The sequence below is a fragment of the Paraburkholderia sp. BR10923 genome (assembly GCF_040948765.1).
Taxonomy (GTDB): domain Bacteria; phylum Pseudomonadota; class Gammaproteobacteria; order Burkholderiales; family Burkholderiaceae; genus Paraburkholderia; species Paraburkholderia youngii.
The window spans coordinates 143,269-167,394 of record NZ_JBFPKO010000017.1; the positions used below are offsets into that span (position 1 = coordinate 143,269).

18 protein-coding genes and 1 pseudogene are annotated in these 24,126 nt (G+C 62.3%); 3 read left to right on the forward strand and 16 right to left on the reverse strand.

Annotation, left to right across the window (positions count from 1 at the left end; genetic code table 11):
• Positions 1-116: 116 nt before the first annotated feature.
• The 3 genes from AB3X94_RS27515 to AB3X94_RS27525 all read right to left on the reverse strand — a co-directional run bounded on the left by AB3X94_RS27515 (position 117) and on the right by AB3X94_RS27525 (position 1,626).
• The gene (locus tag AB3X94_RS27515) at positions 117-527 is read right to left on the reverse strand and encodes a DUF4148 domain-containing protein (protein ID WP_176105281.1); all 411 of its coding nucleotides are present in this window, start codon (positions 525-527) and stop codon (positions 117-119) included.
• Between the two features lie 21 nt (positions 528-548).
• Positions 549-755 carry a hypothetical protein gene (locus AB3X94_RS27520; RefSeq protein WP_176105280.1) on the reverse strand — a complete coding sequence of 69 codons (207 nt, stop codon included), beginning with the start codon at positions 753-755 and terminating at the stop codon, positions 549-551.
• Between the two features lie 559 nt (positions 756-1,314).
• Entirely contained in the window at positions 1,315-1,626 is a 312-nt protein-coding gene (locus AB3X94_RS27525) for a DUF4148 domain-containing protein (protein ID WP_176105279.1), read from the reverse strand.
• Positions 1,627-2,224: 598 nt separating this feature from the next.
• Here AB3X94_RS27525 and AB3X94_RS27530 point away from each other — a divergent pair.
• Positions 2,225-6,166 carry an ATP-binding protein gene (locus tag AB3X94_RS27530; protein ID WP_368613230.1) on the forward strand — a complete coding sequence of 1,314 codons (3,942 nt, stop codon included), beginning with the start codon at positions 2,225-2,227 and terminating at the stop codon, positions 6,164-6,166.
• Between the two features lie 21 nt (positions 6,167-6,187).
• Here the strand turns inward: AB3X94_RS27530 and AB3X94_RS27535 are convergent, their stop codons facing one another.
• The gene (locus AB3X94_RS27535; protein ID WP_176105277.1) at positions 6,188-6,889 is read right to left on the reverse strand and encodes a response regulator transcription factor; all 702 of its coding nucleotides are present in this window, start codon (positions 6,887-6,889) and stop codon (positions 6,188-6,190) included.
• A 1,118-nt stretch (positions 6,890-8,007) separates the two neighbouring features.
• On the opposite strand from AB3X94_RS27535, the pseudogene AB3X94_RS27540 reads away from it, so the two are divergent.
• Positions 8,008-8,163: pseudogene (locus AB3X94_RS27540) on the forward strand (integrase); the annotation flags it as partial.
• 17 nt (positions 8,164-8,180) lie between these two features.
• Here AB3X94_RS27540 and AB3X94_RS27545 read toward each other — a convergent pair.
• The 4 genes from AB3X94_RS27545 to AB3X94_RS27560 form a co-directional block, all read right to left on the reverse strand.
• A complete protein-coding gene (locus AB3X94_RS27545) occupies positions 8,181-8,996 on the reverse strand; it encodes an ankyrin repeat domain-containing protein (RefSeq protein WP_368613231.1) in 816 nt (271 codons plus the stop codon).
• A gap of 14 nt (positions 8,997-9,010) precedes the next feature.
• Positions 9,011-10,327 (reverse strand): hypothetical protein, encoded by a 1,317-nt coding sequence (locus AB3X94_RS27550; protein ID WP_368613232.1) that lies wholly within the window; start codon positions 10,325-10,327, stop codon positions 9,011-9,013.
• A 259-nt stretch (positions 10,328-10,586) separates the two neighbouring features.
• On the reverse strand, positions 10,587-11,852 hold the full coding sequence (locus tag AB3X94_RS27555) for a glycosyltransferase family 87 protein (protein WP_368613233.1): 1,266 nt from the start codon (positions 11,850-11,852) through the stop codon (positions 10,587-10,589).
• A 121-nt stretch (positions 11,853-11,973) separates the two neighbouring features.
• Complete coding sequence (locus AB3X94_RS27560; RefSeq protein WP_368613234.1) at positions 11,974-13,356, reverse strand: amino acid permease; 1,383 nt, start codon at positions 13,354-13,356, stop codon at positions 11,974-11,976.
• 262 nt (positions 13,357-13,618) lie between these two features.
• Here AB3X94_RS27560 and AB3X94_RS27565 point away from each other — a divergent pair, with 262 nt between their 5' ends.
• Complete coding sequence (locus AB3X94_RS27565; protein WP_368613235.1) at positions 13,619-14,452, forward strand: alpha/beta fold hydrolase; 834 nt, start codon at positions 13,619-13,621, stop codon at positions 14,450-14,452.
• A 40-nt stretch (positions 14,453-14,492) separates the two neighbouring features.
• Here AB3X94_RS27565 and AB3X94_RS27570 read toward each other — a convergent pair whose 3' ends face one another.
• The 8 genes from AB3X94_RS27570 to AB3X94_RS27605 form a co-directional block, all read right to left on the reverse strand.
• A complete protein-coding gene (locus AB3X94_RS27570) occupies positions 14,493-15,326 on the reverse strand; it encodes a M55 family metallopeptidase (protein ID WP_368613236.1) in 834 nt (277 codons plus the stop codon).
• Entirely contained in the window at positions 15,323-16,438 is a 1,116-nt protein-coding gene (locus tag AB3X94_RS27575) for a P1 family peptidase (protein WP_368613237.1), read from the reverse strand. The genes AB3X94_RS27570 and AB3X94_RS27575 overlap by 4 nt, the downstream gene beginning before the upstream one ends.
• On the reverse strand, positions 16,435-17,340 hold the full coding sequence (gsiD, locus tag AB3X94_RS27580; protein ID WP_176105269.1) for a glutathione ABC transporter permease GsiD: 906 nt from the start codon (positions 17,338-17,340) through the stop codon (positions 16,435-16,437). The genes AB3X94_RS27575 and gsiD overlap by 4 nt, the downstream gene beginning before the upstream one ends.
• 7 nt (positions 17,341-17,347) lie before the next feature.
• Positions 17,348-18,268: a glutathione ABC transporter permease GsiC gene (gene gsiC, locus AB3X94_RS27585; protein WP_368613238.1), complete on the reverse strand. Its 921-nt coding sequence runs from the start codon at positions 18,266-18,268 to the stop codon at positions 17,348-17,350.
• Positions 18,269-18,349: 81 nt separating this feature from the next.
• Entirely contained in the window at positions 18,350-19,912 is a 1,563-nt protein-coding gene (gene gsiB, locus AB3X94_RS27590) for a glutathione ABC transporter substrate-binding protein GsiB (RefSeq protein WP_368613239.1), read from the reverse strand.
• Between the two features lie 137 nt (positions 19,913-20,049).
• Positions 20,050-21,972, reverse strand: a complete 1,923-nt coding sequence (locus tag AB3X94_RS27595) for a dipeptide ABC transporter ATP-binding protein (protein WP_368613240.1) — start codon at positions 21,970-21,972, stop codon at positions 20,050-20,052.
• 31 nt (positions 21,973-22,003) lie between these two features.
• Positions 22,004-22,993, reverse strand: coding sequence for an isoaspartyl peptidase/L-asparaginase family protein (locus tag AB3X94_RS27600; protein WP_368613241.1), 990 nt, complete (start codon positions 22,991-22,993; stop codon positions 22,004-22,006).
• Positions 22,990-24,048: a MurR/RpiR family transcriptional regulator gene (locus tag AB3X94_RS27605; protein ID WP_368613242.1), complete on the reverse strand. Its 1,059-nt coding sequence runs from the start codon at positions 24,046-24,048 to the stop codon at positions 22,990-22,992. Before AB3X94_RS27605 ends, AB3X94_RS27600 begins: the two co-directional genes overlap by 4 nt.
• Positions 24,049-24,126 lie beyond the last annotated feature (78 nt).

Here is a 24,126-nt window from a genome sequence, read left to right on the forward strand (position 1 = left end):
CCGTTCAGGGCCGAATCGAGCTGGTAGCTGTCGTACTATGTACAGCCATGACGCCCCGACGATCCAGAGGCACGTTACCCGGATCGTCGGCGCGGTGTCGGGCGGCCCATCAGCGGTCAATTACCGAAGAAAAGGTTGCAGTAACTTGCGGGACCAATGCACGAAGACGGCGAGGGCTTCGACACATGCTGGGCACTGCCGGAAGCTGAGGTGCCAACGGTCGTGCCGCCAACCTCATTGCTGCCCGCCTGCTGGCTTGCCTGTGCAGTGGCGTTGGTCGTCGCGCCGCCAAGGTCACTGTGGGCCGCCTGCTGGCTGTCCTGTGCAGCGATCTTCGCTTCGGCAGCCTGAATGTCCGCGGGATACTGGGCATCGAGCGCGTTGGCCGGGTTATAGCCATTCTGCTCAAGCTGCAGAATCTCCGCCTTGACCTGCGCGCGCGTGACCGGCTGCTCCGATTGTGCGAAAGACGCGATCGGCGCGACGATCGCGGCCGCAAGCCCTACTGCCTGCCAAAACGACTTCATGATGCACCTCCACACAGTTGTTTATCCGGTACTGCGGCGATGCGGGTGCGCATCGACGATGACCAGAAAGTCAAGAACGTCCTTTATCAGGACAGGCCCCGGCTCGGCGTTACGGACGAAAAGCGGGTCTGGCGGCCAGTCGTGTGCCAGACTGACGTAATTCGCCAGACCGACTCCCAGCAGCACTGCGACGAGTGTGAGCGCAACTACGGGTTTGAACTTGCGCATGCGACCTCCTCACGTAAGCACGGTCACCATTCCCGGCCGTAGCGTGCTTCGGAAACATCTGGTCAGCGTGCCAGTTTTCTCGAAGTGCTGGCTTGGGCGCATCAACCTCCTCGATACATGGGATCGATGGAGTCGCCCCCGGGGACGCGTTTGCCGGACTGCGACGGGGTCGGCAAGCCACCGTTGACGCCGCCATTGTTCTTGTGAACCACGCTGGCGTGGTGCAACGGCATCGTTTTACCGCTTTGCGTTGCTGTCGCTGCGCTGCCGGAGCGACATGGTACGTACGCGCCTGCGAAAGCAGGTGCAGCCAGCGATGCTGAGCATGCGACCAAAAGGTACGCGACAGTTTTCGCAACTGCGTGGTAAGGCGACTTCATCATGGCCCCCTCATAGTGGTCTATCCGGCACTGCGGCAATACGGGTGCCGACAGACGATAGACGGCAGACGATGGCAAAAAATGAACAACGTGCGCCACGAGGACAAATCCCAGAGCGGCGCTAAGGACGAAAACGACCCGCAGCGGCGGTATCGTCACGGCAGGCCGTTCACCACGCGTCATTGACCGTCCGGATTAACCACCATCGGATGTTGGCCAGAACCGGATTGCGACGAGCCGCCCAGCGGCGCCCCATATCCCGACGTATCCTGGCCATTTGCGCGCTGCGCGGCCACGCGCGCTTCGGCAGCCTGAATATCCGCGGGATATTGGGCATCGTTTTTGGCAGCAGGGTTATAGCCATTCTGTTCGAGCTGCAGCAACTCTGCCTTGACCTGGTCACGCGTGACCGGCTGATCCGATTGCGCGAAAGACGCCATCGGCGCGGCGATCGCGCCCGCTAGTGCAACTGCCTGGATAAGCCACTTCATGATGCACCCCCTCATGGTTGTCTATCCGGCACTGCGGCAATACGGGCGCCCGTACGCACTGCGTTTTCCGCGCCGGCCGGTTATGGAGACGTACTCACAATAGGAACTCGACAGGAGAAGAAGGCGGCCCAGTTGTGCAGTCATTAACGCCCTCCTTGTGCAAATTATGTTGCGTTATTTCGCCGTGAAACCGTGTCAGTTGTAATTGCGTCGATAGTTTGATGTTCGGTATTAAATGTTCCTTTGCTGGAGAACAAATGTTCGGTGTCGTTTTACGATTGTTCGGCATGATGCCGTTGTCAGAGTACGGAGCGTGCCCGGTTACGGAAGTAGTTCGACGCGGCATACATGAAGCGACCAATATCGCAACTGGCGAGCCGTGCTTGCTGGTACTGCGGGCGGTTGGAACCACCTGCGTGGATCACGAACATTTGTTCGGCCTAAAACAGCACACTTGTCATCGACTTGCTGGCGGACTGCTAGCACAATAGTCTGTAGCTGCCCCTGATTCCAGCCCGGAGGCCTTATGGCGTCCTGTTCTCGAACATCAAGTGATTCCGACGCGAGCGAAAATGTCAGGGCCAGTACACCAGTGGGCGTGAGTGAAACGATTCAGGAAATCGTGCGCCGCAGGTTCGCTGAATTCAGAAAATTCTTTGTCGGACCGGTTGCCGTTGCAGCACTCAGTGCTGAACAGAATCTCCTCGTCAAACGCAAGTTATTGCAATCGCTGTCCCGCCGGTCGGTATATTGGATCGCGCTTTTGTTGGTCGTCAGCCCGTTCTGGTTCGTAGTTGGAGCCTGGACCAAAACGTCGGATATCTATCCATGGTTCCGTGTCGTCTGGATCATGGGACTCTGGGGGCTGGCCGCTCCTTTCGCAGCATACTTACTGAAAAAAACAGTGATGCTCCCGAAGCACGCCGGCGTCAGCGCGGTCGGGCAGCTGCATTGGGCATGGGCTGCATTGGTCATGCTGACATCGTTCTGGTGGGCTGCGGCCAGCTTTGGGCTAATACCACCCACCTACGTGATCGGCGTCATCGTCCATAGCCACCACTTCAAATTTGCCAGGTATGGCTTCATGGAACTGACTATGATCGGCCAGGCAATTACGTTGCTGCTGCTCGCACCCAGTTTTCGTGCGGCTTTAGGTGCACTGCTGGTCGGCACGATCCCATTCGCATTTGACATGGCACCGGGGTTTTTTATTCACCGGCCGGGAATGTTTGACTGGTATACGGCTCAACTAATTGGCTATTGCGTCGTCGCCTGGTACATCTGCAACGATCAGCAACTCATATGTGTAAAAGAGGTTGTTCTCGAGGAAGCGCGAGCTCAGGCGGTAGCGGCAATGCTGGAAAAGAACCAGTTTATGGCTGCCATAAGCCATGACTTGCGCCAGCCGCTCACCACGCTCGGCCTGAAGTTAGGTTTTATCGAGCGATGCGTTAAATCGACCAGCCTGGCCGTAGACGTCTCAATTGCGCAAAGGCAAGTGGCTGCGATGGAAGGAATGATTAACGGGGCACTGGATATTTGCCGCCTCGAGTCCCGCACCTGGAATGTGGAAATTCAGGAGGTAGCGCTGACTTCCCTTTTACGCGGCATAGTTGCGGATATGCAGCCGCTGGCTGAGGCGAAGGGGCTGAGGTTAAGACTCCATAGTCGCCCCTATCTGGTCCGCACCGATCGACATGCGTTGGACAGGATCGTGCGAAATATGGTGACCAATGCGGTCCGTTACACGCCTTCCGGGCAGGGAGGAAAGAACGGACATGTTCTGTTGAGTTGCCAGAGGCGTGGCACCTGCGTAAGGATAAGTGTCTGGGACAACGGGATCGGTATCCCGGAAGGTAGACAGGCGGATATCTTCAAAAGCTATGTACAGGTCGACAATCCCGAAAGGAATCGCGATAAAGGGTTCGGACTGGGTCTGGCCATTGTCCAGGGGCTCGCGAACCTTCTTGGTCACAGACTGGATGTGAACTCGGCACCCGGGCGGGGATCGCGTTTTTCCGTGATGGTCCCCTTCGTGGAACGCATACCGCCGGAGTTGCTCGGCGAGGTTCAAACGGTTGAAGACGGCGAAGCGGACCTGACCGATATGGTCGTGGCGATCATCGAAGACAACAGCGACCTGAGAATCGAAATATCGATGCGCCTGATCGAGCATGGCTGCTACGTCGTGGCGGGGGAATCATCATCCGACGTCATCGAACAGTTGCGCATTGAAGCGCTGGCAAGTGGTCCTCACTTCATCCTCTCAGACTACCGGCTGGAAAACGAGGACGGTATTGCTGCGATTCTGGCGGTCCGCGCGGCTACCGACGCTTCGATCCCGGCAATCCTGTGGTCGGGGGACACCTCGTCAGCCGTGCTCAAAAAAGTCGCCGCCAGCGGCATGAAGCTTTTGTCGAAACCGGTTTCCGAACAGACCTTATTGACCTTACTTGCAGAATATAAGCCAAAAAAATTGACCGATGACGGGAGAAAGAGAGGGCAGGCAAACACGAAGCCAGCACAACGGAGCGAAGCCGCACCTGATTGCCGGCCTGTTATGGCTTCCTGTACTCGAACACCACGTGATTCTGACGCGAGCGAAACGCCGCCCCGGCCCAGAACATCACGATTAGTGGATGAAAAGGCCCACTCAACCGGGCGCCGCAGATTCGCTGATTTTGTGAATCTTTTTGTGGGACCTGTTGCAGCACTCAGTGCTGAGCAGAATCTCTACGTCAAACGCGAGTTATTGCAATCGCTGTCTCGGCGAGCGCTATGTTGGACCGCGCTGGTCTCGGTCGGAGCCTCGCTGCTGTGCGTGTATGGCTCGTGGATCAAAACGTCGGATAGCTATCTTTGGTTCCGCGTCGTCTGGCCCCTGGGACTGTGGGGGGTGGCGACTCCCATGGCAGCATACTTACTGAAAAGGACCATGGCGCTCCCGAAGCACGCCGGCGTCAGCGCGGTCGAGCAGCTAGATTGGGCATGGGCTGCATTGGTCACGCTGACATCGTTCTGGTGGGCAGCGGGTAGCTTTGGGCTAACCCCACCCGATTTCATCTCGCCGCAAGCTCGCTACGTCAAATTGGCCAGTTCTGGCTTCCTTGAGTACACGCTAATCAGCCATACATTTACCTTGCTGCTGCTCGCCCCCAGTCTTCGCGCGAATTTGGGTTCATTCGTGCTCGGCGCTATCCCGTTCGGATTTAGCCTTGGCCCCCCCCTGTTTATTCACCGGCCATTTATGCTGGTCTTTTATACGGCTCAACTAGTTGGCTATTGTTTACTCGCGTTTTTTGTTTTTTACAATGAGAAACACGCATATGTCAAAGAGATTATTCTCGATGAGGCGCGAGAGCGGGCTGAAACTGCGAAGGAGGAGAAGAGCCTGCTTGTCGCTGCGATAAGTCATGACTTGCGCCAGCCGCTCACCACGCTCGGCCTGAAGTTAAGTTTCATTGAGCGGAGCATTGAAGCAACCAGGATGGTCGATGACGTCTCGATGGCGCAAAGGCAGGTGGATACGATGGAAGGGATGATTAACGGGGCACTGGATATCTGCCGCCTCGAGTCCGGCACCTGGAGTGTGGAAATTCAGGAGGTAGCGCTGACTTCCCTTTTACGCGGCATAGTTGCGGATATGCAGCCGCTGGCTGAGGCGAAGGGGCTGAGGTTAAGACTCCATAGTCGCCCCTATCTGGTCCGCACCGATCGGCATGCGTTGGACAGGATCGTGCGGAATATGGTGACCAATGCGGTCCGTTACACGCCTTCCGGGCAGGGAGGAAAGAACGGACATGTTCTGTTGAGTTGCCAGAGGCGTGGCACCTGCGTAAGGATAAGTGTCTGGGACAACGGGATCGGTATCCCTGAAGATAGACAGGCGGATATCTTCAAAAGCTATGTACAGGTCGACAATCCCGAGAGGAATCGCGATAAAGGGTTCGGACTGGGTCTGGCCATTGTCCAGGGGCTCGCGAACCTTCTTGGTCACAGACTGGATGTGAACTCGGCACCCGGGCGGGGATCGCGTTTTTCCGTGACGGTCCCCTTCGTGGAACGCATACCGCCGGAGTTGCTCGGCGAGGTTCAAACGGTTGAAGACGGCGAAGCGGACCTGACCGATATGGTCGTGGCGATCATCGAAGACAACAGCGACCTGAGAATCGAAATATCGATGCGCCTGATCGAGCATGGCTGCTACGTCGTGGCGGGGGAATCATCATCCGACGTCATCGAACAGTTGCGCATTGAAGCGCTGGCAAGTGGTCCTCACTTCATCCTCTCAGACTACCGGCTGGAAAACGAGGACGGTATTGCTGCGATTCTGGCGGTCCGCGCGGCTACCGACGCTTCGATCCCGGCGATCCTGTGGTCGGGGGACACCTCGTCAGCCGTGCTCAAAAAAGTCGCCGCCAGCGGCATGAAGCTTTTGTCGAAACCGGTTTCCGAACAGACCTTATTGACCTTACTTGCAAAACATAAGCCTCAGGAAAATCGGCCGAAGGCGGGTCCTAGTGTTCGCAGCGCAACATAAATCGCGGTATAGCAGAGATCTTCATGACGGTCCCTTGTCTGGCCCGCTTCCACCGCCCAACTCGGCATTGACTCTAAGTGCCGCTTCTACGCGGTTTCTGACTCGAAGTTTGTCGTAGATAACACAGGATACCTGTCTGACATGTCCTTCGGTGACGTTAAGCTCTCTAGCGATCTGTTTCCCCGAGAGGCCACGTGCAATGCAACGCCCCACGTCCCACTCTCGAGGAGAAAGCCCAAGATGGTGCTCATTCCGGCTAGCTGAGGGCGCTTGTGTCGAGCGGGCAAAGCGGAGCAGGACTTCTTCCGGAATCCAGAGTTCACCTCCCAGGATCCTGCTCAGTCCAATGAACATTTTTTTGTGCGCGCCTCCTTTCAACAGGATTCCCCGAGCGGCGTAGTCACGCATGCACATGCGCAAAATTTCAACTTCCTGATCGTTCCCGGGAGTGAGTCCTGTGCAGACGACCACGGGAACTTTAGATGGATTTCCCGCCTGGAAATGCTCAAGTGTCGCGGCGCCACGGTTCTCATCATCCAGATTAAGATCCAGGAATACCAGATCGGGGGAAGGTGTCTTGTTGACTTCTTCAAGCGCGCGGGCAAGCGTAAAGACGGGCGTGACATCGATTGGGGTTGCGCTCAGCTCCGAAGCGTGTGTTTGTAAATATTCGGAAAGAGCGACGCAAAGAAGTTCGTGGTCATCGACCCACAGGATTTTCATGGTCGCTTCTCCTCTTCGGACATCCGAGAAAAGCAATCGATCGCCGCTACGTTTGTCCTCAGCACCACTCTGACAGCGTAGCCAGCGTTGCGGAGCAACGGTCTCTACCCCGCAGGATGTGCCATGTTCGCGCCGTGCGCCGCGGCGGAGTTTCACGCGCTTCTCCCTTGGGGGAAAATCGGCGCAGGTAAGTCGTATTGCGCTGCTCGACCTGGGACGTGCATCCCTGCAAGGAAAATGCTACTGATTTTACAGCGTCCGCGATCGCGAATGACATCATCGCAAAGCGCCCAAGGGTGAAACGGTCTTGCGAAGTATAGGCTCGCGAAACTATGCCAGCGATGTTGCTTTGCACCATTCTTGCCTTTGGCGTGTCAGTACTGACTTGGGGAGCGTCATGCTGCCTGAGCAACCGAGGCTGGCCGGTGTGGTTGGGACTGCCGCGACGTACCGCTAACCGCCAAGATCAACGCTTTTCGCCTCGTCTGAGCGTGTGCCTCAAGCCTCGTGGGCCATTTCACATGAGCGTTTTTTCGCGGTTGACCACACATCCGCTTGACAGTGAGCTGACGGTAAAGCGAACGGGTTCGAGCGGTAGAAAAGTCCAAAAGCAGCTGTGGACGGCGTGGGCGGACGTCCCGCCAGACTTCGACAAGCGACTTTTAAACCGTGGGCGCTGGGAGACGGCTTAGGGTCGAACTCGGCCGACTCCAGTATGCCTCGTTCGCCGATAAGCTTTCGCTCGCTCTTTCTGGCGAGCACCCACGCCCGGTGGTATTTCTGGTGGTATCTGCACAGGCAAAATTCCGCAAACGTGCCCCAGCAAGGCGATAGCAGGAATTTTTCGATTCCGGCCTTGCACCAAACACTCTTCAACCGGTTTCAACGGTTCCCCACGAAGCCCCGACAGCCAGCGCTGAGCGGGGTTTTTGTTTGCTATGGTCTCCAAGGGTTCATCAGCGATTGCAACCCCCTTCAGGGGGTCGTTTGGCACGTTGCCAAGATCCATAACACGAAACCGGGCGAAAGACTGCAGAAGCAGTACGGCGGCGGCCTGCTGCTCGTCACGCCAACGAGCAGCGAGCAATGCATTTTCAAGCACCGTTTTGCCGGAAAGCTACGGGTTCCCAGGCGCATGCGATATCAAGCGCCCGATGAGTGAAGCGGCTACCAATGCCGCGCTTCGGCGACTTGGCTACGATGCGCGCACGGAGATAACCGGCCGCCGCTTCCGGGCGATGGCGCGCACGATCCTGCATGAAGAACTGGAAGAGCCCTTTCCGTTTCTGCCTCAAGGCAGCGGAAGCTTGCTGTCATCGAGCCGGCGCGGAGGATTGGCTCCCCAACGTGCTCTTATCTGTTCCGGAGTCTCGGGAGGCCATTTCACGCCCATCCTGATGATGCGATCCCGGATTTCGACCAGCTTCCTGTAGGCCGGTGAATCAGGCGCGAAGGTATTAATGTCGTCCCAGATCCCTAATGGGAATGACTCGCCGTTAATGTTGTAGGTGTTGGGGTTTGCCCCATGATCCAGCAGGTAGTCAATCTGATCTAGTGCGCGATTTGCCAGCGCTTCATACAGCACTGAATTGCGCAACGAATCGCGTCGGTTCACATCCGCGCCACGCTCCACCAGCAGCTTGAGTGAGCCAGATGTCGACTCTCCTGCAACAAAGAAAATTAATGGATCTCCCTTGTAGACCAGATTGGGATCAACGCCCCCGTCCAGCATCGCACGCAGGAATTCCAGGTGGGAGCTGTTGAGCACGACCCCGAGGGGGCTGCCAAAATCCGGTACGGCCTGCAAGGGATCAGCCCCGGCCCTCACCACCTCCGACGCAACCGCAAGCCGATGCGGGTCGCGCTGCAATGCTTCCTGAAACGCAAAAAACAGCATCGTCATGTTCTTGCGCCCAGGCGTGTTCAGATCCGTCTTCGGTGCCAGTCGCCGGACCTGCTCCATGTCGCCGCGTTCGATGGCCTGCGCCAGTTCGAGTTGCGGGCCGCTAAAGAAATCAGTGGCGGGAAATTTTTTCATTGCATGAACCACAGGGGATAGCGCCAGTAACAGCACCGGCAGGATAAGGATTCGGCTGAGTGTTTTCATCGCTTTCAGCCTCGCTATGACAGTGTTTCAAGTACGGAGATGTCCTCCGCCTTCTGCTGCTCGATGCCGTCAATTGCCTGCGTGATGAAGTGCCGCGACACGGGCGAGCCGCTGCCGGGAAGGAGATAGGGAGTACCGGCTGCACCGGGCAGCGGCGTCCACGTCTGTACCACGGTCAGAATGTCGCCGTTCACATGGTAGGCATTGATGTTCGATGGCGTGACCTGGCCGCCGTAGTGTTCGACCGTCTTCGGGTGCAGACCGGCGGCGTTGAAGCTCCAGCAGTCTTTGCCGCTGGCCAAAGAAGCGGCAGAACACAGACCGCCACCTAGCGAATGTCCGGCAATATCAATTGGCGCCTGTGTGCGGCGCATCTTCCATCCAATATCTACGGCCCGCCTATAGTAAGGCGATGTCATATCCACGCTCTGGTTGAAGTTGTTCGACCAGTCGCTCAGGCTCGTCATTTCGGTTCCCTTGAACGCGAGTGTCGGACTCATGTCGGCACCGAAGACCGCCGCATCCGGTTCGTATAGCTGCGCCCTGAAGTTCGCGCCTTCGATTTCCAGGTCTATTGGCTTCAAGCCGTACTGCCGCAGAAATCCCCTATCCCCGCTGCGGTTCGCCCACCCTTCGGGCACCGGCCCGGACGGCTCGTAGACATGATCGGAGAGTCTGGCCTTCTCCACCGCGACATTGTTGCGTGCGAGCCGTTCAGCCGCCGCCCGCACGCGCCCGGACATGGCCGCATTGCCCGTCGCAATCAGCGCCTTGCGCGTCTGCCACCGCTGCGCCTTGGTCAGTGCCTGTGGTATCTCGATGTGTGGCGGTGTCGCCCTGGCTGCGCGCGCAGCGGCTAACTGGGCTTGCCAGGTGGCCGGATCATACTCGACGGACCGAATGGGTTCGCCGTCCGGATGACTGCCGGTCCTCGCTACGGGATTCCTTAGCGGCGTGCTGCTGTAGGGTGACGGAAACAGGCCATTACGCGGACCTCGAATGGCAAGCAGTTTGCCCCGGCGAACCTCTTCGAGAAGAGCAACGATGACCCACCATCCATCGGTGTCAGGGTTACGGTGCCGCGCGCTATGGAAAAACAGCCAGCCACTCTTCTGGATGCGCCTGACAAGCTTCCGGTCCTGCTCCCACTTCCTGTGATTCAGTCCGGCAATCTCGAGAAACTCCCGGGTCTCCGCCCTGGCCCTCTGACGGTCTGCGGCCTTGCCAAGGCACGCCTTATAGTGCCGCTCGTCACAGATGACGTAACAGGCACCCGGTGGCCGCTGGCAGAACAACTCCACGGAGTGCATCTCAAATACGGACAGGGACATAGGTGTGTCGTTGGTCTATCTGAAGTCGCTGCCGGAGTTGACAGCAGTCAGATAATTACCGTGCGACAGGCAGTCCGTACATGGGCGACCGCCCAAAATGTCCGCCTTCCGAAGAAACAGAAAAGCCCCCGCAAGAACATGGAGGCTCTCCGCGCCCGCAGGCTCACGAACTTTGCATCCTGCTCCGCGAGCAGTTCTCTGATTCCCATTGCACCTTCATGCAAAGCCCTTATGAGGAGCCGCGCCACACCAGGATCGTTCATCCAGGCTGGTAAGCCCGCTCTCGCCATCCCACCTCTGACGGTGGAAAGTATCTTGCAACACAGAGTCCGTAAATGACGAGCGCCGCGACCGTGTACGACACAAACCGAGCCGCAAAGAACAGCAAGACCACGACGACCGCGACCAGCAGCATCTCCAGTCTCGGACCGAGCGCCGACAAGTGCCCGTCGCGCGCTTCGAATGCGGTGCCCAGCAGAATCAGCAACGGGATCAACGCGAGCACCATGTGGATCGGCTCGAGGATCGGATAAGCCACGAGCATCGTCATCGAGGCGAGCGCGTAGTCGATGCGGCTGTCCCGATGGCGGCGAAACACCAGATACGCGGACAGCAGGCAGACAGCCAGCACCAACGCATGCGAGACAATCGACAGCAACGTACCGGACATCGGCATGCCGAGCATCGCCGATAGCGTCTGCAACGCGCCCCGCACGGCGTTGTTCATCGGCGCGCCGCCACCGCTCATCGCCAGTGCCATGCCGTTCAGGCGCGGCATGTCCGACACGAAGTAGTGCCACAGAACGTCGAAGCCGAGCCGCGCTCCGGTAATCAGCGTCAAGGCAATCGCAACGACGCTCGCCATCACGAACGTCCGCCATTCGCGGCGCAGCAACAGCAGACCGGCGACGGCGAGAGGCGTGAGCTTGATCGCGATCGCGAAGCCCAGAAAGAGCCCAGCGGCATAGCCTTTGCCACGCTCGATCAGCGCGAAGGTCGCAACCAGCAGGAAGAACAGCAGTTCGTTGGACTGGCCGTCGTACGTATCTTCGACGAGCGGAAAGCTCAACAGCGCGACCGCCACCAGCAGCAGGCTAACGCTGCGCTCCGCGCCGCGGTACGCCATCGTGACGACGAGATACAAAGCCAGCGCGAACAGCACGATCGACGCACTCACCCAGACGATTTTCGCGGCGAGCGGCGTCAGCAGCGCGAGCGGCGCAAACACCAGCGCGAACTGCGGCGGGTAGGCGTAGAAGATGTCGTCGCCCGTCGAGCGCGCGCCGATGCCCTGCAAGAACGCGATCAGCGCGTCGTGATCGTACAGGCGCGCCGGGTCGTGCAGCACGACGTTGAATGCGTACAGGTAGAAATTGAAATCGCCGAAGGCGTCGGGGACGTCGCCACGAAACTTCGCGACGACGTGCAGGATGCGCAGCGCGAGGCAGGCTACCGCAATCAGCAGAAGGAGCGCGGCACCCGCGCCGAAGTTCGACCTGGTCCGTACCGCGCCTGCGTTGAACATGGTGTCTCTCCGCGCCGGCTTCGTGCCGGACGACCGGACAGAGATTACCGGTTCGCAAAAATCGATCTGTGCGCTCGCCCACACGGGAGCGACCTATGTGGGGAACTTCGCCGCGTGAAGATCAGCTCGCAATCCCCACGCTAGCGCGAGTCGCCTCGCGGCGCCGCTTGATCACGTAGCCGCCCCACATCAGCACGAGCCATGCCGGCACCAGCCAAACCGAGACCGACAAGCCCGGAGTCAGCGCCAGAATCACGAGGATCAGCGCCATGAACGCGAGGCAGATCCAGTTGCTGAGCGGAAACCAGCACGAGCGGAACACCAGCGTCTCGCCCGCGGCCACCATCGCCTTGCGCGACTTCAGATGCGTGAGGCTGATCAGCGCCCAGTTCAGCACCAGCGCCGCGACCACCAGCGACATCAGCAGACCGAGCGCTTCGGCCGGGATCACGTAGTTGATGATCACGCATGCGAACGTCGCGAGAGCGGACAGACCGATCGCCAGATACGGCACGCCGCGCCGGTCGACCTTCAGCAGCGCGCGCGGCGCGTTGCCCTGCTCGGCGAGACCGTACAGCATGCGGCTATTCGCGTAGACGCCGCTGTTGTACACCGACAGCGCCGCGGTCAGCACGACCACGTTCAGCACGTTGGCGGTCAGCGACGAGCCCATCTGCGAGAAGATCATCACGAACGGGCTGCCGCCCGCCGCCACCTCGTTCCACGGATACAGCGACAGCAGCACCGCGAGTGAGCAGATATAGAAAATCAGGATCCGCAGGATCACCTGGTTCACGGCCTTCGGAATGCTCTTCTGCGGCTCCGCCGCCTCGGCCGCCGTAATGCCGATCAGCTCCAGCCCGCCGAACGAGAACATGATCACCGCTAGCATCATGAACAGGCCGTGAAAGCCGTGCGGGAAAAAGCCGCCGTGACTCCACAGGTTCGCGACCGTCGCCTGAGGGCCGCCGTGACCGCTGATCAGCAGATAGCCGCCGAACACGATCATGCCGATCACCGCCGCGACCTTGATGATCGCGAACCAGAACTCGGTTTCGCCGTAGGCCTTCACGTTGGCGAGATTGATCGCGTTGATGATCGCGAAGCACACCAGCGCCGACAGCCATGTCGGCACGCCCGGCCACCAGTAATGCACGTAGGTGCCGACCGCGGTCAGCTCGGCCATGCTGACGAGCACATAGAGCACCCAGTAGTTCCAGCCCGACAGGAAGCCCGGGAAATCGCCCCAGTACTTGTATGCGAAGTGGCTGAACGAGCCGGCGACCGGCTCCTGCGCGACCATCTCGCCGAGCTGGCGCATGATCATGAACGCGATGACGCCGCCGATCGCATAGCCAAGGATCATCGACGGACCCGCGGCCTGCAGCACGCTGGCGGAGCCGAGAAAGAGGCCGGTGCCGATCGCGCCACCCAGCGCGATCAACTGGATGTGACGATTCTTGAGCCCGCGCTTCAGGCCCTCTTGCTGCTTTGCACTATTCATTACGCCCTGCTGTGTGGAGATCGCTGCGTGTGGCCGCTGCGTGTAGAGCGCCGTCGAAGGCAGCGCTGTGGCCGATTGCACGGCCGGACAGCACGCGTCCGGTCCGGCAAAACCGATAATTTTACCCGACCGATATTCCCCTGACGTTCGTAGCCGCCCGCCTTCGTTGTGCGCCGCACTTAAGCGCGCGGATTGTGATTGTCACGGGGATGGCACACGGGTATGTTGCCGGAGTCCACTTTTCAAGCTGCGGAGCTTCAACATGTTGCCCAAACGTCTGCTTTGCGCCGCTGTGTTGTGTCTCTGTTTCGCGGGCGTCGGTACGCCCGCGCTTGCGCAAACGGCGGCCGCCCCCGCTACCGCCAGCACGCCGCCTGCCGCCGCGCTCGGCGGCCCGGTGCGCAACATCGTGCTCGTGCATGGCGCGTTCGTCGACGGCTCGAGCTGGAACGGCGTGGTCGCGAAGCTGCAGCAAAAGGGTTATCACGTGAGCTCGGTGCAGAACCCGCTGACGTCGCTCGCCGACGACGTTGCCGCGACCCGCCGTGTGCTCGAACGCGAGAACGGCCCGGTGCTGCTGGTCGGGCATTCGTGGGGCGGCGTCGTGATCACCGAGGTCGCCGCCAATGCGCCGAACGTCGCCGGGCTCGTGTATGTTGCCGCGCTTGCGCCGCAACTGCACGAATCGGCGATGGACGTGATGAAGGCCGGCGGGCCGATGCCGGCCGGCCAGAGCATCAGCAAGGACGCGAACGGTTTTTTGTGGCTCGACCGCGCGCGCTATCACGCCGACCTCGCCGCCGACGTGCCCGAGACCGTCACCCGGGTGCTTGCCGCCGCGCAGGTACCGATCGCCGCGAGCGCATTCGACGAACCGGTCGATCAGGTCGGCTGGAAAGACAAACCATCGTGGTACGTGCTGACGACGAAAGACCGCGCGGTGTCGCCCGATTTGCAGAAAATGATCGCCGGGCGCATCGGCGCGAAGGTGGTGCCGGTCGCGTCGAGCCACCTCGCGCCGGTGTCGCACGCCGGGGCGGTGGCCGAGGCGATCGATCATGCGGCGCGCGAGTTGAGCCGGCAGCAGCAGCAGTAGGCCACCGCAATAAGCTGTCAGCGGCCCGGCGTGCCGCGGCTCAGCGCAACATGAACGACATCGCCGACAGACAGTTCAGCATCCGCACCGCATGCTCGGCCGACGCCGCACTGAAACGCAACGTCACGCCATCGACACGCGTGAGCGTCGGCCATTGGCAGAACAGATCGGCAAGCCCGCTCGTTTGCACGCGCAGTTCGCAGTCGACTGCTCGCGGCTCCCCACGCGTCGCGGCAGGCGCGCGGCCCGCTTCGATATGCTGACGGACCGCGTCGCGCGCGGCAGCCCGCAGCGCCTCGCGCACGCTCGCGGGCGACTGCGTGACGCCGCTTGCCTGACCGGTCGCGGTCTTCGTGACGACGAAACGCGCGCTGGGAAAGCGCGGCGCGGTTTCCTCGGCGAACACGTCGTCACCCGACAAAACCGCGACACGCGCGCCATATTCTTCAGCGAGCGCGCCGTACAGTCCCGCTTCGCCTAGCTCCACGCCATTGAACGCGACGCGCGCGAACGCGAAGCTGTTGATCGTGTGCGCGAGAATGCCGCGCGTTTGCGCCTTCGCGTGATAGCCGATCATGAAGACGAGAGCCGCGCCGTATTCGAGCCCGGCCATCATGCCGAGCGTGCGCGGCTTGCCGAGCACGACCTGCGCGCGCGGATCGAGCAGATCGGGCAGCAGGTTGCGAAAGCCGCCGTGCGAATCGTTGACCCACACGTCGGTCGCGCCGCCCGCGAACGCGCCTTCGATGGCGGCGTTGGCTTCGAGCGTCATCCAGCGTCGCGCGGCTTCGTATTCGCCGTTGCCCGCGCGCGTCTGCTCGGCATGAAACACGCCGGCGATGCCTTCGATGTCGGTGGAGATCAGGACTTTCATCGCGCGGAATTCCTCAGCAGTTGGGCAAGATCGGGCACGCTGTCGCGCAGCGACAGCCGCCGATGGCCGTCGCGACCGGTGACGGATTCGGCGCTCCACAATGCATCGACGATCGCCTGTTCGACGCTGTCGGCGCACGCGCGAAACAGCGGGTCTATACAATGATCGGCGACGAGCGGCGGCAGCGCGACGAAGTCCGCGCCGTGCGGCACCGTGTACGCGGTCGAAAACGCCAGCGCGATATCGCCGCTGCCGTGGCCGTACACCGAGCCGGTACGCGCGAGACCCGCCGCCGCGCGCAACGACAGGCGTTTCAATTGGCGCGCGTCGAGCGGCGCATCGGTCGCGACGATCATGATGATCGAGCCTTGCTCGGGTTTGTCGGAGGTTGCGCTTGCAGCAGCATTAGCAGCATTTGCCGCCTCAGCCGCAGCCGCGCGTTCGGCCAGCACGCGGCCGAGCGGCGGGCCGTCGATCGTCAGCATCGGCAGACGGCCGAAGTTGGCCAGCACGAGCGCACCGACGGAGTAGTCACGGCCCGCCGCACTGACCACCCTTGACGCAGTGCCGATGCCGCCCTTCAGATCGAAGCACGACATGCCGCGCCCCGCGCCGACCGCACCGCTCGCGACATCGGTACTCGCTGCATCGAACGCTTCGTTGAAATGCTGTTCGGTCACGGCGAGCGCCTGAATATCGTTCAGGTAGCCGTCGTTGCATTCGAACACGAGCGGATTGACGGTCGACCATTCGCGGCCGATGCGCGGATTCGCGCGAATCGCCGCGCGGATCTGCGCCTGCGCGACCGCAGCGACGCCGAACGTATTGGTCAGCGCGATCGGCGTCTCCAGCGCGCCGAGTTCGTCGATCTGCACGAGCCCGACGCTCTTGCCGAAGCCGTTGATCACCGACGCGGCGGCCGGCACCTTGTCGACGAACGGATCGCCGCGGTGCGGTCGGATCACGGTGACGCCGGTTTGCAACGCGCCTTCGGCAAGCGTGCAATGACCGACGCTGACGCCGTCCACGTCGGCGATCGTGCCGAGCGCTCCGGCCGGCAACGTGCCGATATGCGGCGCACGCTCAGCCGAGTGATGGTTACTGGTGCTCATGGCCGATCCAGCTTCGGATCGAGCGCATCGCGCAGACCGTCGCCGAGCAGGTTGAACGCGAGCACGGTCAGAAAAATAGCGAGGCTCGGAAACAGCGCGATATGCGGCGCGGTCACCATATCGGCGCGCGCTTCGTTGAGCATCGCGCCCCACTCGGGCGTCGGCGGCTGCGCGCCCAGGCCGAGGAACGACAGGCTCGCCGCCGTGATGATCGACGTGCCGATGCGCATCGTCAGATACACGACGACCGATGAAATCGTGCCCGGCAGAATATGCCGCACGATGATGGTCCAGTCCGACGCGCCGATGCTGCGCGCCGCTTCGATATAGGTGAGCTGTTTGAGCATCAGCGTATTGCCGCGCACGAGCCGCGCGAACGCCGGGATGCTGAAGATCGCCACCGCGCTGATCACGTTGATCATGCCGTTGCCGAGAATCGCGACCACGCCGATCGCGAGCAGAATGCCGGGGAACGCGAACAGCACATCGGCCACGCGCATCGTGATGCGATCCCACCAGCCCTCGTAGTACCCGGCAAGCAGACCGAAGAACGTGCCGATCACCGCGCCGATCGCAACGGACAGAAAGCCCGCTTCGAGCGAAATGCGCGAACCGACGAGGATGCGGCTGAAAATATCGCGGCCCAGCGAATCGACGCCGAACCAGTGCGCGGGCGACGGCCCCGCGTTCAGCGCGTCGTAGTCGAAGAAATTCTCGGGGTCGTACGGCACGATATGCGGCGCGATGATCGCGATCACGATCAAGAGCAGCACGAACACGCCGGCGGCCAGCGCGACATGCTGCTTGCGGAACTTGCGCCAGAACTCGCTCCACGGCGTGCGGATCGCGCGTTCGGCGAGCGCGGGATTGGCCGCGTTCGGCCCGGTGGCAGTGGTGCTCATGCGGGCCTCACTTGAAACGAATGGTCGGGTTGATCACCGCGTACATCACGTCGACGATCAGGTTGATGATGATGAATTCGAGCGAGAACAACAGCACCTCGGCCTGGATGATCGGATAGTCGCGCATCGACACCGCATCGATCAGTAGGCGCCCGAGGCCCGGCCAATTGAACACCACTTCGACGACGATCGAGCCGCCCAGCAGAAAGCCGAACTGCAGGCCCATCATTGTGACGACGGGAATCAGCGCGTTGCGCAGGCAGTGCTTGACGATCACGAGCCGCTCGGGTACGCCCTTCGCGCGCGCGGTGCGCACGAAGTCCTCGTGCAGCACCTCGACGAACGAGGCCCGCGTGAAGCGCGCCATCACGGCCGCGACCGCCGCGCCGAGCGTCAGTGACGGCAGCACGTAGCTGCGCCACGAACCGTCGCCGACGATCGGCAGCCAGCCGAGTTGCACCGAGAAAATTTCCATCAGCAGCATGCCGAGCGCGAACGCCGGAAACGAAATGCCCGATACCGCGAGCGTCATGCCCAGCCGATCCGGCCAGCGATTGCGCCACACCGCCGAGGCGATGCCGATCGCCATGCCGATCACGACCGCCCACACCATGCTCGCGATCGTCAGCCACAGCGTCGGGAAGAAGCGTTCCGCGATCTCCTGGCTCACCGGCCGCCTGCTGCGCGTCGAAACACCGAAGTCGCCGTGCGCCATCCGCCAGAAGAAGCGGACAAACTGCTGCGGCATCGGCTTGTTGAGGCCGAGGTCGGCGCGCACCAGCGCGACGGTCGCTTCGTCCGCTTCGGGACCGGCGGCGAGCCGCGCCGGATCGCCCGGCAGCAGATGCACGAACAGGAACACCAGCACGGCGACGATGAAGAGCGTCGGCAGCAGGCCTAGCAGACGTTTGACGAGGAAGTTCAGCATGAAACCAGTCCGGCAAATGAGCGGCGAATGAGCGGCAAACGAGGCGGGCCACGACGAAACGTGTGCCGCCTCGTCCGCTCATCACTTGATCGCGATCTCGTCGAAGTTGAACGAGCCGTCCGGCGCGACGTAAGCGCCCGACAGACGCTTGCTGCGCGCATACACGACCTTCTCCTTGACTAGGAAGATCCACGGCGCGTCGGCCCAGATGCGCTTCTGCGCGTCGGCGTACAGCGCGGCCTTCTGCGTGCGGTCGGTGGTTTCGAGTGCCTGCTTCAGATCGTTGTCCACCGCGTCGCTCTTGTAGTACGACGTGTTGACCATCTTCGGCGGCATCGAGTAGCCTGCGAGCAGCGGGCTGATCGCCCAATCCGCCTCGCCGGTCGACGACGACCAGCCCGCGTAGTACATGCGCACCGGCGCGGTCGCCGGGTCCTGCGCGCTTTCGACCTTGGCGACGCGCTGACCCGCTTCGAGCGCCTCGACGCTCGCCTTGATGCCGACCTGCGCAAGCTGCTGCTGCACGAACTGGATCACCTTCTGCGCGGTCGAGTAGTTATACGCGGACCACAGCGTCGTTTCGAAACCGTTCGGATAGCCCGCTTCCTTCAGCAGTGCGCGCGCCTTCGCCGGATCGTACGGCCAGGGTCCGAGCTTGACCGCATAGTCGACGCCCTCTGGCACCACGCCGTCGGCCGGCGTCGCGTAACCGGCGAACGCGACCTTCGTCAGCGCTTCCTTGTTGACCGCGTAGTTCAGCGCTTCACGCACCTTCGGGTTGTCGAACGGCTTCTGGTTCATGTTCATGCTGATGTAGCGCTCGATGATCGACGGCGCCGCGATCAGATCGACCTTCGGGCTCGACTGCAGTTGCGCGGCCTGCTCGAACGGCACCTGGAACGCGAAGTCCGCCTCGCCGGTGCGCATCAGCGCGGCGCGCGTGTTGTTGTCGACGACCGGCTTCCAGTCGATCGCATCGATCTTCGGATAGCCCTTCTTCCAGTAGCCGCCGAACTTCTTCACGGTCAGGTCGCCGGCCGGGTCCCACTTCACGAGTTCGAACGGACCCGTGCCGACCGGATGAAACGCGATGTCCTTGCCGTACTTCTTGAGTGCATCCGGCGAGATCATCACCGCCGACGGATGCGCGAGCACGTTGACGAATGCCGAGAACGGCGCCTTCAGTGTGACGCGCACCGTGTACGGATCGACCACTTCCGTCTTCTCGATGCGGCTGAACATGTTGTAGCGCTTCAGCTTGTTGGCCGGATCGGTCACGCGATCGAAGTTCGCCTTCACGGCGGCCGCATTGAAGTCGGTGCCGTCCTGGAACTTCACGCCGTGGCGCAGCTTGATCGTATAGACGCGCGCGTCGGGGCTCGCCTCATAGCTGTCGGCCAGCACGTTGATGAGCTTCATGTCCTTGTCGAAGCCGAACAGCCCCTGGTAGAACGACTTCGCGACCGCCTGCGACAGCGTGTCGTTCGCGTCGTACGGATCGAGCGTCGTGAAGGTCGACGCAACGGCCATCACGGCCGTGGTTTCGGCGTGCGCCAGATTGCCCGCAAGCATCGCGAACACCACCGCGCCGCCGCTGACGAGCGCGCGCAAACGAAACGGAGAGGACGGGAACAGCAGGTTCATGAGATTGCTCCAGGCTGCGAGTTAATGGTGTGACGGGGTCTTTATGGTTGGCTCGTGCTTCAGTTGGTTTGTGCCGCGGTTGCCGGTGCTGCGGTTTTGCTCCAGCTCTTTCTGCTTCAACGCGATGCGGCGCTTCCTCAATACGCGCCGCCGATGCGATGCTGTGCGACGAAGTGATCCGGTCCCACCGCGACGAGCGGCGCGACCACCGGCTCGTCGTGCAGCGCGCGGATCGGGCTCGGAATATCGTCGGCGGCAAGCAGGCGTTTCGCGTGACGGCGCGCGGGATCGGCGACCGGCACCGCGCTCATCAGCTTCTTCGTGTACGGATGCTGCGGCGCCTCGAACACCGCGCGACGCGGACCGATCTCGACGATCTGGCCGAGATACATCACCGCGACGCGATGACTGACGCGCTCGACCACGGCCATGTCGTGCGAAATGAACAGATATGCGACGCCGAGTTCGCGCTGCAGATCGAGCATCAGATTGACGATCTGCGCCTGCACCGAGACGTCGAGCGCGGACACCGATTCGTCGGCGATCACGACTTTCGGATTCAACGCGAGCGCGCGGGCAATCGCGATACGCTGACGCTGCCCGCCCGAAAACTCATGCGGATAGCGACGCGCGGCCTCGGCCGGCAAGCCGACTTTCTCGAGCAGCCACGCGACGCGCGCCTGCGCTTCGGCACCCTGCGCGACGCCGTGCACGAGCAGCGGCTCCATGATCGAGAAGCCGATGGTCAAGCGCGGATTCAACGACGCGAACGGGTCCTGGAAAATAAACTGGATATCGCGGCGCAGCGCCTGCAACGCGGGCCCGCTCAGCGAGCTGATTTCCTTGCCAGCGAATTCGATCGAGCCGCTCTGACTTTCGACGAGCCGCAGCAGCGAGCGGCCCGTGGTCGACTTGCCGCAGCCCGACTCGCCGACCAGCGCGAGCGTTTCGCCGGGCCGCAAATCGAAGCTGACTTTTTCGACCGCATGCACGCGGCCCGTCATGCGGCCGAACAGGCCGCTGCGAACCGGAAAGCGCGTGACCAGATCGCGCACGCGCAGAATCGGCGGCGTGTCGTCGCGCACCGGCGGCTGCGCTTCTTCGGCGACGGCGGCGTCTGGCTGCACCGCGGCATCGGCGCCGTTCGCGCCGGCCTGCTCGACGGTCAGGATCGGGAAGCGCGCGGGCCGATCGGTGCCGTGCATCGAGCCGAGCCGAGGCACCGCCGCGAGCAGCGCCTTCGTGTACGGATGCGACGGCGCGGCGAACAGCGCGTCCGATGCGCCTTCCTCCACCTTCTCGCCGCGATACATCACGAGGACCCGGTCGGCCACTTCGGCGACCACGCCCATGTCGTGCGTGATGAAGATCACGCCCATGTTCATCTCGTCCTGCAAGCCGCGGATCAGTTGCAGGATTTGCGCCTGGATCGTCACGTCGAGCGCGGTGGTCGGCTCGTCGGCGATCAAGAGCGCGGGCTTGCACGACAATGCCATCGCGATCATCACGCGCTGGCGCATGCCGCCCGACAGCTGATGCGGGTAGCGCGCGGCGACGCGCCTCGCCTCCGGAATCCGCACGAGTTCGAGCAGACGCAAGGTTTCGGCGCGCGCGGCCTCGCGGCTCTTGCCCTGGTGCAGCGCGATCGCCTCGCTGATCTGGTCGCCGACCGTGAAGACCGGATTGAGCGAGGTCATCGGCTCCTGGAAGATCATCGCGATGTCGGCGCCGCGCACCGTGCGCATCGTGCCGGAAGACGTCTTCGCGAGATCGAGCACACTGCCGTCGCGCCGCCGGAACGCAATGCTGCCGCCGGCAAGTCGCCCGCCGCCGTGCTCGATCAGCCGCATCAGCGCCAGCGACGTGACCGACTTCCCGGAGCCCGATTCGCCGACGATCGCGAGCGTCTCGCCGCGCTCGACCGTAAAGGACAGATTGCGGACCGCGTTGAAGGTCGAGTCGCCGCGGCGGAACGCGACCGTCAGATCCTCGACCGCGAGCACGCGCTGCGGCGGCAGGGTTTCGATGAGCGGGCTGGCGGTATGCGAGGAAGTCGGCACGGTGATTCCTTTGCTTTGATTTCGAACGCGGTCAGCGATAGATCGCCGTCACCGGCGCTTCGCCCAATCGTGCGAAACCGCGGTACATGCCTTCGGTGTTGAACGGCAGCGTGACGTTGCCATGCACGTCGACGGCGACGAGTCCGCCGCGTCCGTCGATCTTCGGCAAGCGGTTCATCACGACGTCGTGCGCGGCCTGTTCGAGCGACACCTGGCGATAGGCCATCTGCGCGGCGACGTCGTAGGCGGCGACCATGCGCATGAACATTTCGCCGGAGCCGGTGGTCGATACCGCGCAGGTCGCGTCGTCGGCGTAGCAGCCGGCGCCGATCAGCGGCGTGTCGCCGACACGGCCCACCTGCTTGTTGGTCACGCCGCCCGTCGAGGTCGCGGCGGCGAGATGCCCGTGACGGTCGAGCGCGACCGCGCCGACGGTGCCGAACTTGCGGTTCGGATCGATCGGCTCGTGCGGCATCGGGTCGCCGTTGCCCGAAGCCGCGGACGCGAGCGTCGCGGCGTCGTGATCGAGCATCGGACGCTGCTGCTCGCGCGCGAGCTGCCATTGGCGATAGCGCGCGTCGGTATTGAAGTAGCTGTTATCGACGAACTCGAGCCCCTGCGCGGCCGCGAACGCTTCCGCGCCTTCGCCGGTGAACAGCACGTGGTCGCTGCGCTCGAGCACGCGGCGCGCGGCGAGAACCGGATTGCGCACGCGCTTCACGCAGCAGATCGCGCCCGCGTCGAGCGTGCGGCCGTCCATGATCGCGGCGTCGAGCTCGTGCGTGCCGGCCGCCGTGTAGACCGCGCCGTGACCCGCGTTGAAAAGCGCGCAGTCTTCAAGCAGCCGCACCGCTTCACTGACCGCGTCGAGCGCGCTTCCGCCGTCGGCGAGCACGCGCTGGCCGGCGCTCAGCACCGCGTTGAGCGCCGCGTGATATTCGGTTTCGGCGCTGGCCGACATCGACGTGCGCAGGATCGTCCCTGCCCCGCCGTGAATGGCAATGACTGCGTTGGAGTTCATCGTTTGGATTGTGGAGTGCGGTTGGTTCGGGGAGTGCGGACCGCCGGGATGGCTTTTGCTTCGGTATCCGTTGCTTCGATGCCCTTGGACTGGCTGTCGTCGGCCTTTGCGCGCGCGGCTTTGCTCGCGGCGCGCGCCGGTTCCGGCGCGGCGCCGGCCGCGCCGGACTGCGGATCGAACAGCCACGGCAGCACGAACTCGCTGACCTCGGCGGCCGCCTTGACCGAGCGTTGCGCGCGATACGCGACCGCGTCGCACAACGCCTCGATGACCGCGAGCACGGCCGAATCGGCATTCGACGCGAGACGCCGGTCGGTGCGGACATACAGCGCCAGGTCCGCGAACCGCACGAGCGGCGAGCGCGGACCGTCGGTGAGCGCAAGCACGCGCGCACCGCGTTCGGACGCGCGGCGCGCAAGCTCGATCGTGTCTTCGACATAGCGCGGAAACGCGATGCCGATCACGAGATCGCCTGCACCGGAACGCACGAGGTGCCGCGCCGCATGCGACGGCCCGCCGCTCAGCGCAAGCGAATACACGTTCTCGTGATACGGCAGCAGGCCGTGCTCCATCAGGCTCGCGAGAAACGCGCTGGCGCCGAAGCCGATCACGAATACGCGGCGCGCGGCGATGATCGCATCGACGGCGGCATCGGCGGTCGCGCGATCGATCGAGGTACGCGTTGCGTGCAGATTGTCGGCGGCCTGCTCGAGCGACGCGTCGATCAGGTCGTCACCGGCCGCGAGCGTTTCCTGCGCGCTGCGCAACCGCTCGACCGGCGCGAGCGTCGCCTCGAAGCCACGCACGAGCGCCTCGCGAAACTGCGGATAACCGTCGAAGCCGAGCGCGCGCGCAAAACGATTCGCGCTCGCCACCGACGCGCCGACCACGCTCGCGAGTTCGTCGATGCGCATCGTCGCCGCGCGGAACAGATTGGCGAGCACGTACTCGCCCATGCGCTGATGGATCGGCGTGAGCGTCGGCATCGCGGCGCTGATGCGCGCGGCAATCGCCTGCTCGGCGGGGTTCGACACAGCGGACGGGTGATGGATCATGCGAGCGGACAGGCGCGGTTGGGCTAGGTGGATTCGATGAAAACATATTTACATGAAACCCGCGCCGAAAAAAATTCA

Excerpts from the sequence above, each read along its gene's own strand:
- AB3X94_RS27535 (WP_176105277.1), bottom strand. The coding sequence starts at position 6,889 with ATGAAAATCCTGTGGGTCGATGACCACGAACTTCTTTGCGTCGCTCTT.
- AB3X94_RS27605 (WP_368613242.1), bottom strand. The coding sequence starts at position 24,048 with ATGATCCATCACCCGTCCGCTGTGTCGAACCCCGCCGAGCAGGCGATT.
- AB3X94_RS27550 (WP_368613232.1), bottom strand. The coding sequence starts at position 10,327 with ATGTCCCTGTCCGTATTTGAGATGCACTCCGTGGAGTTGTTCTGCCAG.
- AB3X94_RS27515 (WP_176105281.1), bottom strand. The coding sequence starts at position 527 with ATGAAGTCGTTTTGGCAGGCAGTAGGGCTTGCGGCCGCGATCGTCGCG.
- AB3X94_RS27525 (WP_176105279.1), bottom strand. The coding sequence starts at position 1,626 with ATGAAGTGGCTTATCCAGGCAGTTGCACTAGCGGGCGCGATCGCCGCG.
- AB3X94_RS27545 (WP_368613231.1), bottom strand. The coding sequence starts at position 8,996 with ATGAAAACACTCAGCCGAATCCTTATCCTGCCGGTGCTGTTACTGGCG.
- AB3X94_RS27600 (WP_368613241.1), bottom strand. The coding sequence starts at position 22,993 with ATGAACTCCAACGCAGTCATTGCCATTCACGGCGGGGCAGGGACGATC.
- gsiB (WP_368613239.1), bottom strand. The coding sequence starts at position 19,912 with ATGAACCTGCTGTTCCCGTCCTCTCCGTTTCGTTTGCGCGCGCTCGTC.
- AB3X94_RS27560 (WP_368613234.1), bottom strand. The coding sequence starts at position 13,356 with ATGAATAGTGCAAAGCAGCAAGAGGGCCTGAAGCGCGGGCTCAAGAAT.
- gsiC (WP_368613238.1), bottom strand. The coding sequence starts at position 18,268 with ATGCTGAACTTCCTCGTCAAACGTCTGCTAGGCCTGCTGCCGACGCTC.
- AB3X94_RS27520 (WP_176105280.1), bottom strand. The coding sequence starts at position 755 with ATGCGCAAGTTCAAACCCGTAGTTGCGCTCACACTCGTCGCAGTGCTG.
- AB3X94_RS27565 (WP_368613235.1), top strand. The coding sequence starts at position 13,619 with ATGTTGCCCAAACGTCTGCTTTGCGCCGCTGTGTTGTGTCTCTGTTTC.
- AB3X94_RS27575 (WP_368613237.1), bottom strand. The coding sequence starts at position 16,438 with ATGAGCACCAGTAACCATCACTCGGCTGAGCGTGCGCCGCATATCGGC.
- gsiD (WP_176105269.1), bottom strand. The coding sequence starts at position 17,340 with ATGAGCACCACTGCCACCGGGCCGAACGCGGCCAATCCCGCGCTCGCC.
- AB3X94_RS27555 (WP_368613233.1), bottom strand. The coding sequence starts at position 11,852 with ATGTTCAACGCAGGCGCGGTACGGACCAGGTCGAACTTCGGCGCGGGT.
- AB3X94_RS27570 (WP_368613236.1), bottom strand. The coding sequence starts at position 15,326 with ATGAAAGTCCTGATCTCCACCGACATCGAAGGCATCGCCGGCGTGTTT.